We start from the raw sequence: 16,347 nt of genomic DNA, 5'->3' as shown, positions 1-16,347 counted from the left end.
TGGCTTGGCGTCCCTAGGCGATCGTCGCCAGGCGCAGGCGCACCGCGAATTCGCGGGCCTTGTCCACCGCTCGCTGGCCGTCGGCCTCGGAGCTGACGCGCAGCACCAGGTCCTCGGGCTGCGAGGTGCCGTTCAGGCCGTGGTCGGCGTCGCACTGCGGGTCGGCACATTCGGCCGGGGCCAGGTCGATGCGCTTGGTGCCGTCCCAGGACATGCCGAAGGTCAGCTCGCGCACCAGATCGGTGCCGCTGTAGTGCTGCGGCTGGTGGTAGACGTAGCTGGTGGCCACCGACTCGATCCGCGCCAGGCTGACCATTTCCACCGAAACCTGGGCCATCACGTCGTGGCCGTGGTCGTCCAGCTGCTGGTCGTCGACGTGCACGATGAACAGCACCTTCTCGCTGCGGACCATGACGGTGATGTGGCGGTGGACCTCGGTGTGGTCGAAATGGGTCTCCAGGTGCAGGAAGTGGTCAACTACCGGCAGATCCAGCATCGCTTCGGCCAGCACGTCCTGGACCATTTGCGGGTAGAATCCCGCGCGGACCAGGTCATGCTGGAGGTCGGCACCGGCAGTCGTCGAATACGTTGCAGAGCTCATGATCCAATTCTACCCAGTGCGCTGCCGTCTTTCAGGTTTCGTGTCCTTGGGCTCAGCCGCGCAGCGCCCGGCGGATGTTGTCGGTGCGCCGTTCGGCATTGCCGATGCTCAGCTTGACCCCGAGCACGCTGAGCGAATCGGTGGACACCGACACCGGGGCGAACTGCGCAATGGTGACTTCCGGGTGGTTGTCCTTGAACAGCGAGACCCGGGTGATGAAGTCCCGCAACGCGTCCAGGTCCACCGCCGGCAGTCCCTGGTAACCGAAGAGCCGGGCGCTGCTGCGCGGCCGGTGCATCAGCCGGGCCAGGTCCGTGGCGGAGAACGGGGCGACCCCGTGCGCCCAGTCGTCGAGCAGGTTCACCGCGTCGCCGCTGAGCCCGAAGGAGACCACCGGGCCCAGCAGCGGGTCCTCCATGGCCTTCACCACGCAGGCCTGCCCGGCCGAAGCCATGGACTGCACCTCCAGCGAGTTGACGCCGTACTGCCGCATCAGTGCGCTCATGTGGGTGAAGTCAGCGCGCAGGGATTCGGCATCGGGGATGTTCAGGCGCACCCCGCCCAGGTCCAGGCGTTGGCGCAGATCCGGGTCGTTGGCCTTGAGCACCACCGGCCAGCCCAGCTCGTCGGCGGCGTCGACCGCCTCCTGCGCGGTATGCACCACCTGGGAGGGGAAGATGTTGATGCCGTAGAAGCCCAGCAGCTTCGTGGTCTGCTCGGTGCTCAGCTGGCGCAGCTCCGTGCCGGGGATCCCGGCGGAGAGCTCGTGCAGGTAGTCCGCGGCGGCCTCGACCTGCAGACCCTCGGGCTCGACCAGCGGCTCGAAGGGGATGTCGAGCCATTGGCGATAGCCGTGGGCCTTGCCCAGCGCCCCGGCGGCGGAGGTCGGCGAGGTGTAGACCGGCACCCCGTGGTGCACTCCCCCGGCGATCTTCCGGTCGATCTGCCCAGGCAGCACGGTGATGACCGGCTTGGGCTGGGTGGAGAATTCCCTGAGCACCTCAAGCACCGCGTCCGTGGAGATGCCCGAGTAGGACAGGTGGGCGAGGATCACCGAGTGCACGTCGGGATTCGCGACCAATTCGGCCACCCGTTCGCGCAGCTTCGGCAGCACCCGCGACTGGCCCAGCGTGTAGTCCAGTTCCCGGGGTTCGGCGGTGGCATTCAAATTGCAGGCCTCCGCGACGTCGCAGACCACCTCGGCCAAGGTCAGCGAGTTGGAGAGCACCGCGACATTCGGCCCGGCCGGTGCCTTGTAGACCGAGAGCAGGCCGGCCACGTCCATGAGCTCTTCCACGGACTGCACGCGAATCACCCCGGATTGGCGCAGCATCGCGTTCAGGGCGCCGGGCGGAGCCTGGCCCACGCGCACCGAGTGCCCCGGCGGCAGGCGGCGGCCCAGCAGGTCCGACTTGGCCACGATGACCGGCTTGCTGCGGGCCAGGCGACGGGCGATGCGGGCGAACTTGCGCGGGTTGCCGAAGGATTCAAGGTGCATGGCGACCAGGTCGGTGCGCGGGTCGTCCTCGAAGTACTGCATGGCGTCGTTGCCGGAGACATCGGCGCGCAGCCCGGCTGAGATGGAGCTGCTCACGCCCACTCCGTGCTGCACGCTGACCCCCTGGAGGATCGCGCCCATGGAGGCGGACTGGCTGAACAGGCCCACGTTGCCGGCGGTGGGCTGCACCGTGGTGCCGGTGATGGCCATGCGGACCTCGGGGGCCGTATTGATCAGGCCCAGCGAGGCCGGGCCCACCACACGCATGCCGTTGGCGCGCGCCAGCGAGACCAGCTCGCGCTGGGCGGCCAGCCCGTCGGCGTTCTCGTAGCCTGCGGTCATCAGCACCAGGCCCTTGACCCCGTGGGCGCCGCAGTCCTCGATGACGCCGGTGACCTGGTCGCGCGGCACGCAGATGACGGCCAGGTCCACCGGGCCGGGGATCTCGCTGACCTTGCCGTAGGCCATGTGGCCGCCGACTTCCAGCGCGGCGTCGTTCACCGCGTAGGTGGCCCCGGTGTAGCCGCCCTCGACCAGGCGGTCCAGCACGCTGTGCCCCAGCTTGCCCCAGGTCCGGCTGGCGCCGACCACCGCGATGGACTTCGGAGCCAGCAGGCCTGCCACCGAGCTGGCCTCGGCGCGGTGCTCGCGGGCCTCGGTCACCTCGCGGGAGCGTTCGGTCGGGTTGATCGGGAATTCGAGCATGACCACGCCGTCTTCGAAGTGGCGGGCCACCGCGTAGCCGGCCTCGGAGAAGACCGTAAGCATCTTGCGGTTCTCCGGGAGCACCTCGGCGGTGAAGCGGGTGATGTCGTTCTCGCGGGCCGCCGCGGCCAGGTGCTCAAGCAGGATCGATCCGATGCCGGTGCCTTGGTAGGCGTCGGACACGTTGAACGCGACTTCGGCTTCGGTGGGGTCGTCGAGCCGGTCGTAGCGGCCCACGCCAATGATGTTGCTGCCGCGGAAAACCGTGAAGGCGACGCGGTTCACATGGTCGACATTCGTGAACCGCTCAAGCTCTTTCGCGGTGAGCGCTGACTTGTACGTAAAATAGCGTAGGTAAACCGAGGTTTCGGACTGCTTTTGATGCATGTCCTGCAAGGCCTGCGCATCAGCCGGGGTTATGGGCCGAAGATGTGCCGTAGTGCCATCCCGGAGCACCACGTCTGCTTCCCAATGGGCCGGATATGCCACCGAAAGTTTACGATCCACCATAGGCTTAGGATAGTCGCGACTTCGACGTTGTGCCCAGCAGGAACACGAACAGCCGGCGACTTAAGCAAAAAGTTATGCAGATGAAGGAATTACAGGTTCATGGCTCGAAAGAAGTCTGAAGATCTCCCCGCGGATTTCGTGGAGAACATTGTCGACATCGATGTCACCAGCGAAATGGAATCCTCGTTCCTGGAGTACGCCTACTCCGTCATCTATTCGCGCGCGCTGCCCGATGCCCGCGACGGCCTGAAGCCGGTGCAGCGGCGCATCCTGTTCCAGATGGCGCAGATGGGCCTGCGCCCGGAAAAGGGCCACGTGAAGTCGGCCCGCGTGGTCGGCGAGGTGATGGGCAAGCTGCACCCGCACGGCGACACCGCCATCTACGACGCGATGGTGCGCCTGTCCCAGGACTTCGCCCTGCGTCTGCCGCTGATCGACGGCCACGGCAACTTCGGTTCGCTGGATGACGGTCCGGCCGCGGCCCGCTACACCGAGGCCCGGCTGGCTGCCTCCGCCGTGGCCATGACGGCGAACCTCGACGAGGACGTGGTCAACTTCGTCCCGAACTACGACAACCAGTTCATGCAGCCCGAGGTGCTCCCCGCGGCCTTCCCGAACCTGCTGGTCAACGGCACCACCGGCATCGCCGTGGGCATGGCCACCAACATGGCCCCGCACAACCTGGGCGAGGTCGTCGCCGCGGCGCAGCACCTGCTGGTGCAGCCGGACGCCACCGTCGAGGACCTGATGAAGTTCGTGCCCGGCCCGGATTTGCCCTCCGGCGGCACCATCGTGGGCCTGGACGGCATCAAGGACGCCTACCGCACCGGCCGCGGCCTATTCCGCACCCGTGCCACCGTGGCCTTGGAGAAGGTCTCCGCGCGCAAGTCCGCGCTGGTGGTCACCGAGCTTCCCTACGGCGTGGGCCCGGAGAAGATCATCGAGAAGATCAAGGACGGGGTCAACAACAAGAAGATCTCCGGCATCTCCGACGTCGTGGACCTGACCGACCGCCACAACGGCCTGAAGCTGGTCATCGAGCTGAAGAACGGCTTCAACCCGAACGCGGTGCTCGCCAGCCTCTACAAGCACACCCCGCTGGAGGACTCCTTCGGCATCAACAACGTGGCGTTGGTCAACGGGCAGCCGCAGACCCTGGGCCTGCGCGAACTGCTGACGGTCTACGTGGACCACCGCGTGGACGTGGTCCGCCGCCGCACCGCCTTCCGCCTGGCCAAGCGCGAGGACCGCCTGCACCTGGTCGAAGGCCTGCTGATCGCGATCGTGGACATCGACGACGTCATTGCGATCATCCGCTCCTCCGAGCAGACCGCCGAGGCGCGCGAACGGCTGATGACGGTCTTCGACCTCTCCGAGCCCCAAGCCAACCACATCCTGGAGCTGCGCCTGCGCCAGCTGACCAAGTACTCCCGCTTGGAGCTGGAGACCGAGGCCGAGCAGTTGCGCAAGGAGATCGAGGAACTGCGCGCCATCCTGGAATCCGAGACGCTGCTGCGCGAACTGGTGTCCAGCGAGCTGGGCGAGATGGCCGAGACCTTCGGCACTCCGCGCCGCACCAAGCTGTCCAAGAGCGCTCAGCTGCAGCCGCTGAAGGGCACCGCCCTGCCGGAGGCCGTCGGGTCGGGCAAGAAGGCCACCTTGGCCATGGAAGTGGCCGACAGTCCCTGCTGGGTCCTGCTCTCGGCCACCGGGCAGATCGCCCGCACCCACGACCGCACCGCGCTGGACTTCTCCGCGGCCCGCATCAAGCACGACGTGCTGGTCTCACAGGTCGCCTCCAGCGCGCGCGGCGAGATCGGCGCGCTGACCTCCACCGGCCGGATGATCCGCATCTCGTTGATCGACGTGCCGGTGCTGCCCGAGATGCACGGCTTCCCGCAGCTGGCCCAGGGCGTGGCCGTGGCCGACTTCCTGAAGCTGCCCAAGGGCGAGGAGGCGGTGGCGCTGCTGCCGTTGAACAAGGTCATCGCCATCGGCACCGAGCGAGGTGTGGTCAAGCGCGTCACCCCTGACTACCCGCTGAACCGCGACGAATTCGAAGCCATCACCCTGAAGGACGGGGACAAGGTCATTGCCGCGGCCCCGGCCGAGGACGAGGACGAACTGGTGTTCCTCACCCGCCAGGCGCAGCTGCTGCACTTCGGCGCCTCCGCCGTGCGCGCGCAGGGCCGCACCGGCCGAGGCATGGCGGGCATCAAGCTCAGCGCCGAGGACAAGGTCATCTACTTCGGCGTGGTGCGCGCCGGCGCGCAGGACGCGGTGGTGGCAACCATCGCCGCCGGTTCGCAGACGCTGCCGGGCACTTCCGGCCAGTCGGTGAAGCTGACCGAGTTCAGCGAATTCCCGGCCAAGGGCCGTGCCACCGCCGGCGTGCGTGCCCACCGCTTCGTCAAGGGCGAGGACTACCTGGTGCTTGGCTACGCCGGGCATGGTCCGGCCCGCGCCAGCTCCGCGGCCGGCGTGGTGCGCGCCCTGCCGACCGAATTCGGCAAGCGCGACGGCTCCGGCGCCCCGCTGGCGCAGAGCATCAACATCCTCGGCGGCTCGCTGAGCGTCGCTACCGGCACCGGCGAAGCCCCGGCCCGCGCGGCCTCCGCGGCCACGGCAGGCGCGGAGCTTCCCCCGGTGGTTCCGTCCTCCCGCCCGTCGGTGCAGCCAGGCGAGGACACCTTGCCGTTCGACGACGGCGGGGTCGTGCTCTAGCAGTTTCCGCCGGCCAACGGTAGTTGACCCCCGGCAGCAGTCAAGCCCGGGACCGGTTCGCACTGAACCGGTCCCGGGCTTGTCCGCGTTGTAGCTGGCCACTCGGAGCCGCGAGCCGTCAGCTGGCGGGAGCCAGCTTGGCCTGCAGCCGGATCTGTCCTTGGCATTCGCGGGCGAGCTGCTCGTCATGAGTGATCAGCACGACGGTGCGCCCTTCGAGCGCGCCGCGCAGGGTCTGCATCAATTCCACGGATTCGTCTTGGCCCAGGTGCGCGGTGGGCTCGTCCAGCAGGATCACCTGGTGCCCGCCCACCAGAGCGCGGGCCACGGCGAGCTTGCAGCGCTGGCCGCCGGAAAGCCGGTGGCCCCCGGAGCCGATACGCGTGTCCAGTCCCCCGGGCTGCTCGGCAAGCCAGCCGCCCAGGCCCACCTGCTGCAGCACGTCCTGGAGCTGGTCGTCGGAAACCTGCACCTCGTCCGCGGCGCCCAGCAGCAGGTTGCGGCGCAGCGTGGAGTCGAACAGGTGCGCTTCCTGCGGGCACCAGGCCACCGAATCCAGGTTCGCCGCGGCGAACTGGTGTTCCCGGCCGTCCGCATCCAGCGCGGCCAGGCGCCCGCTCTCCAGCGGCAGCGCCCCGAGTAGCGCGGTGAGCACCGTGGACTTGCCCGAGCCGGACGGCCCGGTCAGCGCGGTCCACTGGCCCGGTTCGATGCGGGCGGTCAGCTGCTCGATCACCGGGGCCTGCGGCCCGTAACCGAGCGACACGTCCTCCAGCACGAAGCCGCGGACAGCTGGCGCGCCGGCCGGGGAGGTCTCCCGCAGCCCGGTCTGGCCTTCGGCTGCGCTGCCCCCAACGCCGCGCGAGGCGAGGGTCGTGGTCAGTTCCTTCAGCGCCCTGCCCTGCTGCACGGCGCTCAGCGCGGCGGTGGCGGCTTCGCCCAGGGCCAGGGCCATGAGCACGGCGAGCGCGGTGAAGGAGGCCGAGCTGGTGGATAGCTCCGCGAAGGCGACGGCCAGCGCGCCGGTCAGCAGCGCACCCAGGGCCGGGGCGAGGCCCTGGCCGAGCGCGTGGCGCCGGGCAGCCGAGGTGTTCTCGGATTCGGCGATGGCAAGCTTGTCCAGCACCCGGGCCAGCGACCCGTAGGCGCGCAGCGCGCCCTGGTTGCGCAGGATGCCCAGCACGGCTTGGTTCACATTCAGCCGGTGGGCCAGCTGCCGGGCCAGGTGCAGGCCTTCGACTCGGCGCACGAGCCAGCGGCCCGGGAAGGCCAGCAGCAGTCCGGCGGCCAGCGCGGCCCAGCCGAAGGCGGGCTGGATGTAGAACAGCACAGCGATGCCGGCGGCCCAGACGGCGACGGCCTGGATCGGCGGGAAGAGCACGCGGGCCAGCAGGTCGCGCAGCTCGTCGACCTCAGCCAGCAGGAAGCGCAGCACCACCGAGGAGCGGCTGACCAGTCCCCAGCGGGCGGGGTTGGCGACCATGGAGGTCCAGATCTTCTCACGCAGCGCCCCGGCGTAGCCGAGCACTGCGTCGTGGATGGCCAGCTGTTCCAGGTAGCGGAAGGCGGCGCGGCCGATGCCCAGGGTGCGGACCATGACGAAGGCGACGGTCAAGTGCAAGATGGCCGGCTGGTAGCTGGATTCGACGATCAGCCATCCACTCAGTGCGGACAGGGCCACGGCGCACAGGATGCCGAAGGTGCCGTAGACCGCCGCCTTGCGGGCCGGGACGTAGCCGGAGAACAGCTCGCGCAGCGGGTTGAAGCGCGGCGCGGGGCCGGCTGAAGCCGTTGGCACAGCGGACGCCTGGGCTGACGGGGCCGCAGCATGCCGGCTCGCGAAGTCCCGGGCAGGCTGCGAAGCCTGCGGCGCACCCTTCTCGCCGGCCTGCGACGGGTTGGCGGCCAGCAGCGGGTCGTGGCTGGCAACCAGCACGGCGGTGCCGGCCGGAAGCTCGGCCAGCACCTGGCGTACGGCAGCGGCGTTGGCCATATCCAGATGGGCGGTGGGCTCGTCGGCCAGCAGCAGGCGGCAGTCTGGCACGCTGTGCAGGCGCAGCACGGCGCGCAGCACCTCCAGCCGGCGCAGCTCGCCCGGCGAGTATTCGCCGATCTGCCGCGGCAGCATGGTCTCCAGTTCCAGCCGGGCCGCCAGCTCGGCGACCAGCCGCTCCTCGGCGTCCGGGACGTCCTGGGCCAGCTGGGCCTCGCCGGTGGCGGCGTTGAACTGCGGGTGCTGGCTGATGACTGCCAGCTGGCTGCCCACATAGACCTGGCCGCTGACGCGGGCCGCATCGAAGCTGTTGTCGCTAGTGGAGGCCTCGGCGACCAGGCGCAGCACGGTGGTCTTGCCGGTGCCGCTGGCGGTGGACAGCAGCTTGCGCTCCCCCGGCATCAGGGTGAGGTCCAGGTGCTCGTGCACCGGTTCTCCCGCGCGGTAGCCGATGGACACGTCGCGCAGTTCCAGCAGGCTGCCCGGGGTCGCGGGGACCAGCGAGAGGATCTGGTGGTTTTCCTGTTCGGCGGTGATGGCCTGGTAGCGCTGGTAGGAGGCCAGCCCGTCGTCGGCGGCGTGGTAGGCGGAGCCGACCTCGCGCAGCGCGGAAAACAGCTCCGGCGCGAGGATCAGGATGATCAGGCCCGGAGCCAGGTCCATGCTGCCGCCGACCAGGCGCACGCCGATCATCACTGCCAGCACCGCCACTGACAGGGTGGAGATCAGTTCCAGCCAGAAGCTGGAGAGGAACACGGTTTTGAGATTGGCCATGGTGGCCTGGCGGTACTTTTCGCTGACCGCGGCGATGGCGTTGCCGTGGCGGCGGGCGCGGCCCAGGCCCAGCAGGGCGGGCAGGCCCTGGGCCAGCTCGTACATCTGGTGGGCCAGCGCGTCGAGCTTGGACTGCGAGGCGGCCAGGGTGTCCTGGGTGTGCAGGCCGATCAGGGCCATGAACACCGGGACCAGCGGGATGGTCAGCAGCAGCACCACCGCGCTGATCCAGTCCAGGGACAGGATGTAGATGCCCAGCAGCGCCGGGAGCACCATGGCTCCGATGAGCGCCGGGATGAATTTGGTGAAGTAGTCGTCGAGCTTGTCGATGCCGTGGCTTGCCAGGGTTGCGGTGACCGGCACCGAGTGGTCGGCCGAGTCGGCCGGGACGATGCCCGGCCGGCTCGCCGCGGTGCGCACCAAGGTGGCGCGCATCCGCTCCTTGGCACCCAGCCCCATGCGCCGCGCCCCGGTGTTCAGGCCCCATACCCCGGCGGCGCGGCCCAGCACGCCGGCGGCGGCCAGGACCAGCAGCGCCGGGGTATTGCCGGTTCCGGAGGCCATGTTCGCGATCCACTGGCCCAGGCCGTACGCGGCGAGCACCAGTCCGGCGGTCTTGAGCACCGAGAACACGGTGAGGACCACGATCTGGCGTGGAGCGATCAGCTCTCGGGGCAGGAAGCGCGGTGTGCGCATGGGGTGCGTTCCTTTCGGTCGCCGCGGTGGGGTGTGCTACTTGACGATCGGTTCCGGGTGGTGCGCCTCGGGGATGTGCTCCTCCTTGACGCGCTTGCGGAAGACCCAGTAGCTCCAGGACTGGTAGGCCAGCACCAGCGGGACGCCGAAGGCCGCCACGATGCTCATCAGCTTCAGCGTGTAGGCCGAGCTGGAGGCCGTGTAGATCGTCAGGTCGAAGGCCGGGTCCAGGGTGGAGGGCAGCACGACGGGGAACGCCGCAGTGAAGATCGCCGCCACCCCGGCGGCGAGCATCACGCCCAAGGCGATGAACGAGACGCCTTCGCGTCCGGCGCGGGCGGTGACGATGCTGACGACCAGGGCTAGCGCCGCGGCGGCCAGCAGGGCCCAAGCCACTGCCGAGTCATTGTCCAGCAGCACCATCAATACCCAGGCCACCAGCGGCAGCACGGCCAGCGGCAGCCAGCGGGTGAACAGCCTGCCGGCGCGTTCGCGGACCGGGCCGTCGGTCTTCAGCCGGACGAAGGCCAGCGCGTGGATCCAGCAGAAGGCCACGACCGCCACGCCGCCGAGCACTGCGTACCAGGTCAACCACGCGAACGGTCCGCCCACGCGGTCGCCGTTCTCGTTCAGCGGCAGGCCCAGGGTGGTCAGCGCCAGCATGGCGCCCACGCCGAAGGCCGCGACCAGCGAGCCGTAGCCCAGGGCTGCGTCCCACAGCTTGCGCGAGCGTTCGGTCTTCGCCTTGCCGCGGTACTCGATGGACACGGCGCGGAAGATCAGCGCCACGAGCACGAGCGTCAGCGGGATGTACAGCGCCGAGAACAGCGAGGCGTACCAGTGAGGGAAGGCAGCGAAGGTGGCGCCGCCGGCGGTGAGCAGCCAGACTTCGTTGCCGTCCCAGACCGGGCCGATGGTGTTCAGCAGGACGCGCTTGCGCTTCTCGCTGTTCCTGCCCAGGCCGATGAGCATGCCCACGCCCAGGTCGAAGCCTTCCAGGAAGAGGTAGCCGCACCAGAGCACAGCGATGAGGATGAACCAGAGAGCTGGTAGCCAATCCATGGTGTTTCTCCTATGTTCTGTGCGGGTCTAGTAGGCGAAGGCGAGCACGTCGCCGTCGTCGTTCTTGTCGTGTCCCGGGCCGTCGGCGTCATCCTTGTCAGAGGCCGCGTTCAGCTCCGGCATGGCCGAGCCGATGCCGCCCCGGATGTACCGGGTGAGCAGGACCAGTTCAACTACCAGCAGCACGCCGTAGACGAGGGTCAGGGTGATCAGCGAGAAGAGCATCTCCCCGGCGCTGACCGTCGGCGAAACCGAGGCCGCGGTGTACATGAAGACCTGGTCGATGCCGCCCATCTGCGGGTTCGGCGCCACGGTGAAGGGCTGGCGTCCCATTTCGGTGAAGATCCAGCCTGCCGAGTTCGCACCGAACGGGGCCGCGATGCTCAGCAGCGCCAGGCGGGAGAGCCACTTGCTCTGCGGCACGGTGCCCTTGCGGGTCAGCCACAGGGCCAGAGCCGCGGTGAGCGCGGACAGACCGCCCAGGGTGATCATCAGACGGAAGCCCCAGTAGGTGACTTCCATGACCGGCAGGTAGTTGATCTCCTGGCCTGCGTACGGGCCGAAGTTCGGGTCCTCCGGATAGTACTTGCCGTATTTCTCCTGGTATTCGGGGATCAGGGTGTTCACGCCCTTGACCTCAGTGGTGAAGTCGCCGTTGGCCAGGAAGGACAGCAGGCCAGGCAGTTCAAAGGTGGCCACGATGTCTGCACAGTTGGTGGAGCCCGGAGAGGTGATATCTCCCAGGGTGAGCACCGAGAAGCCGGTGCCGTCATGGCAGGCTGCTTCGGCGGAAGCCATCTTCATTGGCTGCTGCTCGAACATGAGCTTGGCCTGTTCGTGGCCGGTCAGTGCCACGCCGAGGAACGAGACCATGGCGACGACGGCGCCGATGCGCAGCGACTTGATCCACACGTGGTAGTCGGTCTTGTCGCGGCTCTTGCCCTTGCTCAGGTCCTGCCCGACGACAACGCGCCCCTGGGAGTCGACGGAATCGATGCCTTCCTTGCGGCGGCGGTAGAGGTGGAACCAGGAGATGCCCAGCAGGAAACCGCCGGCGACGGCGAATGCGCCGAAGAGCGTGTGCGGGAAGGTGATCAGCGCGGTGTTGTTGGTGAAGACCGCCCAGGCGTCGGTCATGACGGCCTTGCCGTCGATGATCTCAGCGCCGACCGGGTGCTGCATCCACGAGTTGGCGACCAGGATGAAGTAGGCCGAGAGCAGCGAAGCCAGCGCCGCGGCCCAGATCGTGGCAAGGTGGGCCAGCTTGGGAAGCTTCTTCCAGCCGAAGATCCATAACCCGAGGAAGGTCGATTCGACGAAGAAAGCCAGCAGGGCTTCCATGGCCAGCGGAGCGCCGAACACGTCGCCGACATAGCGGCTGTATTCGCTCCAGGCCATGCCGAACTGGAATTCCTGGACGATGCCGGTGGCAACGCCCATGATGAAGTTGATCAGGAACAGCTTGCCCCAGAACTTGGTCATGCGCAGCCACTGCTCGTTGCCCGTGCGGTACCAGACGGTTTGAAGCACCGCCACGGTCAAGCCCAGGCCCAGCGTCAAGGGCACCATCAAGAAGTGGTACACGGTTGTAATGCCAAATTGCCACCGGGCAATCTCTAATGCATCCATCGGGTCCTCTGTATATATGTGTCGCGAGTTGGTTGATTGCCAACTTCTACGCCCCGTAGAAATTAGCTCCCGTGATCACCATAGTTCAATTTCGACAACATGTAGAAATCGCGTCGGCCATGTCACTCGCGCGGCCCGGAAATCTGGGAAGCAGCCCTTAAAAATCAGGTTCGGGCGATTCTAAACCCGTAAACCGTTTCACGTCCACGGAAATTAAATTCCCCAAGTCAGCAAAAAGTACCCTTCATAACTTCAGCCGGAACGCCGCAAATAGGAAACGGCGTGCTCACAGAGCTCTTTTACGGTACGTAGAAATATTGGTCAAATGCCGCTACAATGAGATTTCCAAGCACCAGATTTCACGTCGTTACGACGGGAGGCCTGGTGCGCAGCAACTAAAGCAAGTGAGGTACTACCTAGTGGCCAGCCTTGGCGATCTGGAACGCTCCGTCATGGACCTGCTGTGGGATTCCGCAGAACCACTCACCGCAAACGACCTCCGGGACGATCTTGCGGCACTTGGTACCGATGCAAAGGAACTCGCAGTCACCACGGTTCTCACCGTGTTGGCACGACTGGAGAAGAAGGGCCTCGTGATACGCGAACGTACCACCCGCCCTCACCGTTACACCGCGTCCTCCACCCGCGAGGATCACACTGTGGGATTGCTCAACGACGCCCTGGGGACCGCCCAGGACCGCGAAGCAGTTCTCGCCCGCTTTATCGGCGGCATTTCAGCAGATGAAGCAGCATCCCTTCGTGCTATCTTGGACACTGTAAAGTCCGCCTAATTTACACGAACTTCGGGGACTGAGTGCTTCTCACCTCATATTTCCTAGCGGCGTTGGCTATCGCATTGGCGTGGCCAACGCCGCTGGCGTTGTCCAAGGCAAAATGGACCTCCCGTGCTCCCGTGCAAGCTGTCCTGCTCTGGCAGGCCATCGCACTTGGCGGTGGCTTGTCCATGATCGGCTCCATGCTGGTCTGGGGCCTGGCGCCACTGGGGAACGACCTGATCTCGGCGCTGATTGCCGGCTGGGGCTTGATCACCGGCGAACCCGGTGTCCCCTATCCCGGCGTCGTGCACCTTTTCGCCTTGAGCACCGCCCTGCTGTTCGGCTTCCATCTGGTGCTCACCCTGGCCCGCGCCGCATGGCGCACCACCAGACAGCGCGCCAAGCATCGGCAGCTGCTCCGCCTGCTAAGCAACCCTTCCGAGACCCGGCCCAATACCCTGGTGCTGGATCACGACATGCCGGTCGCCTATTGCGTACCGGGGATCGCCCAATCCGTCACCGTGCTCTCCCGCGGGCTGCTCACCAAGCTCTCCCCCGAGGAACAGGCTGCGGTGATCGCCCATGAAAGCTCGCATCTGGACCAGCGGCACGATCTGCTGATCCTGGCGTTCACCGCATGGAACGAGGCGCTGCCCTGGCTTCCGACGTCCCGACTGTCGCTGGACGCGGTGCGCCAGCTGATCGAGATGCTGGCCGATGACAAGGCTCTGGAACAGGTCAGACGCCAAACCCTGCTCAAGGCCATCGTCACCGTCGCGGCGGCCGCCGCCCCCGAGGCTCCGGGCTCCGCCGCCGCAGGTTCATCCAACGCGCAGCAGGTAGGGATGCCCGGCGGCGAAGTCTCCTCCCGTCGCCTGCAACGGCTGCTCACCCCCGAGGAACCGCTGGCTAAACCGCAGCGCGGCCTGGTCCTTGCCTGCACCGTGCTGCTCATGGTGTGCCCGACCGTCCTGCTGATCGCTCCGCGCCTGCTGGCTTGGTAGCCGCCGGCCCCGCCAACAACGAAGTCCGCCACCGCCAGCCCACGATACGTGGGCTGGCGGCGGCGGACTCGGTTTTCGCTGGTTTTACACGTCGATGCGTTCGCGCTCCAGGTCTTCGGCTCCGGCGATGATGAAGCTTTTGCGCGGCGCGACGTCCGAACCCATCAGCAGGTCGAAGATCTCCTCTGCCTGCTGGGCGTGCTCGATGTTCACGCGGCGCAGCATGCGGTGGCGCGGATCCATGGTGGTTTCGGCCAACTGGTCCGCATCCATCTCACCCAGGCCCTTATAGCGCTGGATCGGTTCCTTGTAGCGCCGCCCCTCGGCTTCGATCTTGGCCAGCAGGCGCTGCATCTCGGCTTCGGAATAGGTGTACACCACTTCGTTCTGCTTGGATCCGGGGTTGATGATCTCGATGCGGTGCAGCGGGGGAACCGCCGCGTACACGCGCCCGTGCTCGATCATCGGCCGCATGTAGCGGTAGAACAAGGTCAGCAGCAGGGTTCGGATGTGCGCGCCGTCGACGTCGGCATCGGTCATCAGGATGATCTTGCCGTAGCGGGCCTGCTCGATGTCGAAGCTGCGGCCCGACCCTGCGCCGATCACCTGGATCATCGCCGCGCATTCGGCGTTCGAGAGCATGTCGGAGACCGAGGCCTTCTGCACGTTCAGGATCTTGCCGCGGATCGGCAGCAGCGCCTGGAATTCGCTGGAGCGAGCCAAGCGGGCGGTTCCCAGGGCGCTATCGCCCTCGACGATGAACATTTCGGAACGGCCGACTTCCTTGCTGCGGCAGTCCAGCAGCTTGGTTGGCAGCGACGAGGATTCCAGCGCGGTCTTGCGCCGTTGGGTTTCCTTGTGCATGCGGGCCGAGACGCGGGATTTCATCTCGTTGACGACCTTCTCCAGCAAGGAGGAGGCCTCGGCCTTCTCACTGCGCTTGCTGGAGCCGAGGCGTTCGTTCATGGCCTTTTCCAGAACCTTGGAAACCACCTGGCGCACCTGGGGCGTGCCCAGGATTTCCTTGGTCTGGCCCTCGAACTGCGGCTCGGCCAGGCGCACGGTGAGCACTGCGGTCATGCCGGCCAGGACGTCATCCTTCTCCAGCTTGTCCTTCTGGCCGAACTTCAGCTTGCGGGCGTTGGCCTCGACGTTCTTGCGGAACGACTTCAGCAGGGCCTGCTCGAAACCGGTCGTATGGGTTCCGCCCTTGGGGGTGGCGATGATGTTGACGAAGCTGCGCAGCGTGGTGTCGTAGCCAATCCCCCAGCGCAGCGCGACGTCGACTTCGCACACGCGCTGCACGTCCTCGATGTGGCTGCGGCCGTTCTCGTCGATCACCGGGACCTTCTCGTGGAAGGAGCCGCTGCCGTGGAAACGCCAGATATCAGTCACCGGCGAATCGCTGCTCAAGAAGTCGACGAACTCGCTGATGCCGCCGTCATGCTGGAAGACCTCTTCGTGAGGCCCTTCGGCCCCGGGGGTGCCGGGCAGGCCGCGCTCGTCGCGCAGGGTGATGCGCAGTCCTGGAACCAGGAACGACGTCTGGCGCGCCCGGTCCTGGAGGTCGGTATAGGAAAATTTCGCGTCCGGAGTGAAAATGTAGTTATCCGCCCAGTAGCGAATGCGCGTTCCGGTGACTCCGCGTTTAGCCTTGCCGATGACCTCCGGCGGGGTGGCCTTTTCGTGCGGGATGAATTCCGCATCGAACTTCTTGCGGCCCTTGTCCACGAAGGCTCCAGGCTCGCCACGGCGGAACTGCATGGCGTAGGTCTTGCCGCCGCGGTCCACTTCGACATCGAGCCGGGAGGATAGCGCGTTGACCACCGAGGCGCCCACGCCGTGCAGGCCGCCGGAGGCGCTGTAGGAACCGCCGCCGAACTTGCCACCGGCGTGCAGCTTGGTGAAAACGACCTCTAGGCCGCTCAATCCGGTTTTTGGTTCAACGTCTACCGGAATGCCTCGGCCGTCATCCTGGACCTCGACCGATCCGTCGCTATGCAGGATCACGTTGATCGATTGGCCGAAGCCGCCCAGGGCTTCGTCAACCGAGTTGTCGATGATTTCCCACAGGCAATGCATCAGGCCGCGGGAATCGGTGGAACCGATGTACATACCCGGCCGCTTGCGCACGGCCTCCAGGCCTTCAAGAACCGAGAGGTGGCGGGCGTTGTAATTTTCGGATGAGGCCACTGGGCTGCTGTCTCCTACTGACGCGAGAAAAGAACTACTTTGCATTCCATTCTAATCGTTACTTTGTTCGAATTGGCGGCATTTGGCGGTAATGCGGTTGCCGGTCCGGCCGTGAGAGCTTATCCACACTCGCTACGCGGTGAGCGAAAGCGCGGCCCTTTCGGGATAAAGTCAGGGGCAAA

The 16,347-nt window shown here is 66.7% G+C and carries 9 protein-coding genes; 3 read left to right on the top strand and 6 right to left on the bottom strand.

Annotated elements, in window-relative coordinates; genetic code table 11:
* Positions 1 to 13 precede the first annotated feature (13 nt).
* Together ATC04_RS07565 and ATC04_RS07560 are read right to left on the bottom strand one after the other, a co-directional pair.
* Positions 14 to 601 (bottom strand): DUF5998 family protein, encoded by a 588-nt coding sequence (locus tag ATC04_RS07565; RefSeq protein WP_047119447.1) that lies wholly within the window; start codon positions 599 to 601, stop codon positions 14 to 16.
* Between the two features lie 52 nt (positions 602 to 653).
* A complete protein-coding gene (locus ATC04_RS07560) occupies positions 654 to 3,314 on the bottom strand; it encodes a GNAT family N-acetyltransferase (RefSeq protein WP_047119448.1) in 2,661 nt (886 codons plus the stop codon).
* 99 nt (positions 3,315 to 3,413) lie between these two features.
* Between ATC04_RS07560 and ATC04_RS07555 the strand changes: the two genes are divergently transcribed.
* Positions 3,414 to 6,038 (top strand): DNA topoisomerase IV subunit A, encoded by a 2,625-nt coding sequence (locus tag ATC04_RS07555; RefSeq protein ID WP_047119449.1) that lies wholly within the window; start codon positions 3,414 to 3,416, stop codon positions 6,036 to 6,038.
* Between the two features lie 118 nt (positions 6,039 to 6,156).
* Here ATC04_RS07555 and cydC read toward each other — a convergent pair whose 3' ends face one another.
* From cydC to ATC04_RS07540, 3 genes are read right to left on the bottom strand one after another with little or no spacing between them, the layout of a single operon-like run.
* The gene (gene cydC, locus ATC04_RS07550) at positions 6,157 to 9,501 is read right to left on the bottom strand and encodes a thiol reductant ABC exporter subunit CydC (protein WP_047119450.1); all 3,345 of its coding nucleotides are present in this window, start codon (positions 9,499 to 9,501) and stop codon (positions 6,157 to 6,159) included.
* 36 nt (positions 9,502 to 9,537) lie between these two features.
* A complete protein-coding gene (cydB, locus tag ATC04_RS07545; RefSeq protein ID WP_047119451.1) occupies positions 9,538 to 10,563 on the bottom strand; it encodes a cytochrome d ubiquinol oxidase subunit II in 1,026 nt (341 codons plus the stop codon).
* A gap of 27 nt (positions 10,564 to 10,590) precedes the next feature.
* Positions 10,591 to 12,192, bottom strand: coding sequence for a cytochrome ubiquinol oxidase subunit I (locus ATC04_RS07540; protein ID WP_047119452.1), 1,602 nt, complete (start codon positions 12,190 to 12,192; stop codon positions 10,591 to 10,593).
* A 419-nt stretch (positions 12,193 to 12,611) separates the two neighbouring features.
* Here ATC04_RS07540 and ATC04_RS07535 point away from each other — a divergent pair, with 419 nt between their 5' ends.
* Positions 12,612 to 12,983 (top strand): BlaI/MecI/CopY family transcriptional regulator, encoded by a 372-nt coding sequence (locus ATC04_RS07535; protein ID WP_047120787.1) that lies wholly within the window; start codon positions 12,612 to 12,614, stop codon positions 12,981 to 12,983.
* 23 nt (positions 12,984 to 13,006) lie between these two features.
* Complete coding sequence (locus ATC04_RS07530; RefSeq protein WP_047119453.1) at positions 13,007 to 13,972, top strand: M56 family metallopeptidase; 966 nt, start codon at positions 13,007 to 13,009, stop codon at positions 13,970 to 13,972.
* Between the two features lie 84 nt (positions 13,973 to 14,056).
* On the opposite strand, the gene ATC04_RS07525 is transcribed toward ATC04_RS07530, so the two are convergent.
* On the bottom strand, positions 14,057 to 16,165 hold the full coding sequence (locus tag ATC04_RS07525) for a DNA topoisomerase IV subunit B (protein ID WP_047119454.1): 2,109 nt from the start codon (positions 16,163 to 16,165) through the stop codon (positions 14,057 to 14,059).
* Positions 16,166 to 16,347 lie beyond the last annotated feature (182 nt).

It is taken from the genome of Arthrobacter sp. YC-RL1 (assembly GCF_001454985.1).
GTDB classification, from domain to species: Bacteria; Actinomycetota; Actinomycetes; order Actinomycetales; family Micrococcaceae; genus Glutamicibacter; species Glutamicibacter soli.
Note: the sequence above shows the minus strand (reverse complement) of the source record. Positions and strands in the feature narration are given on the sequence as shown.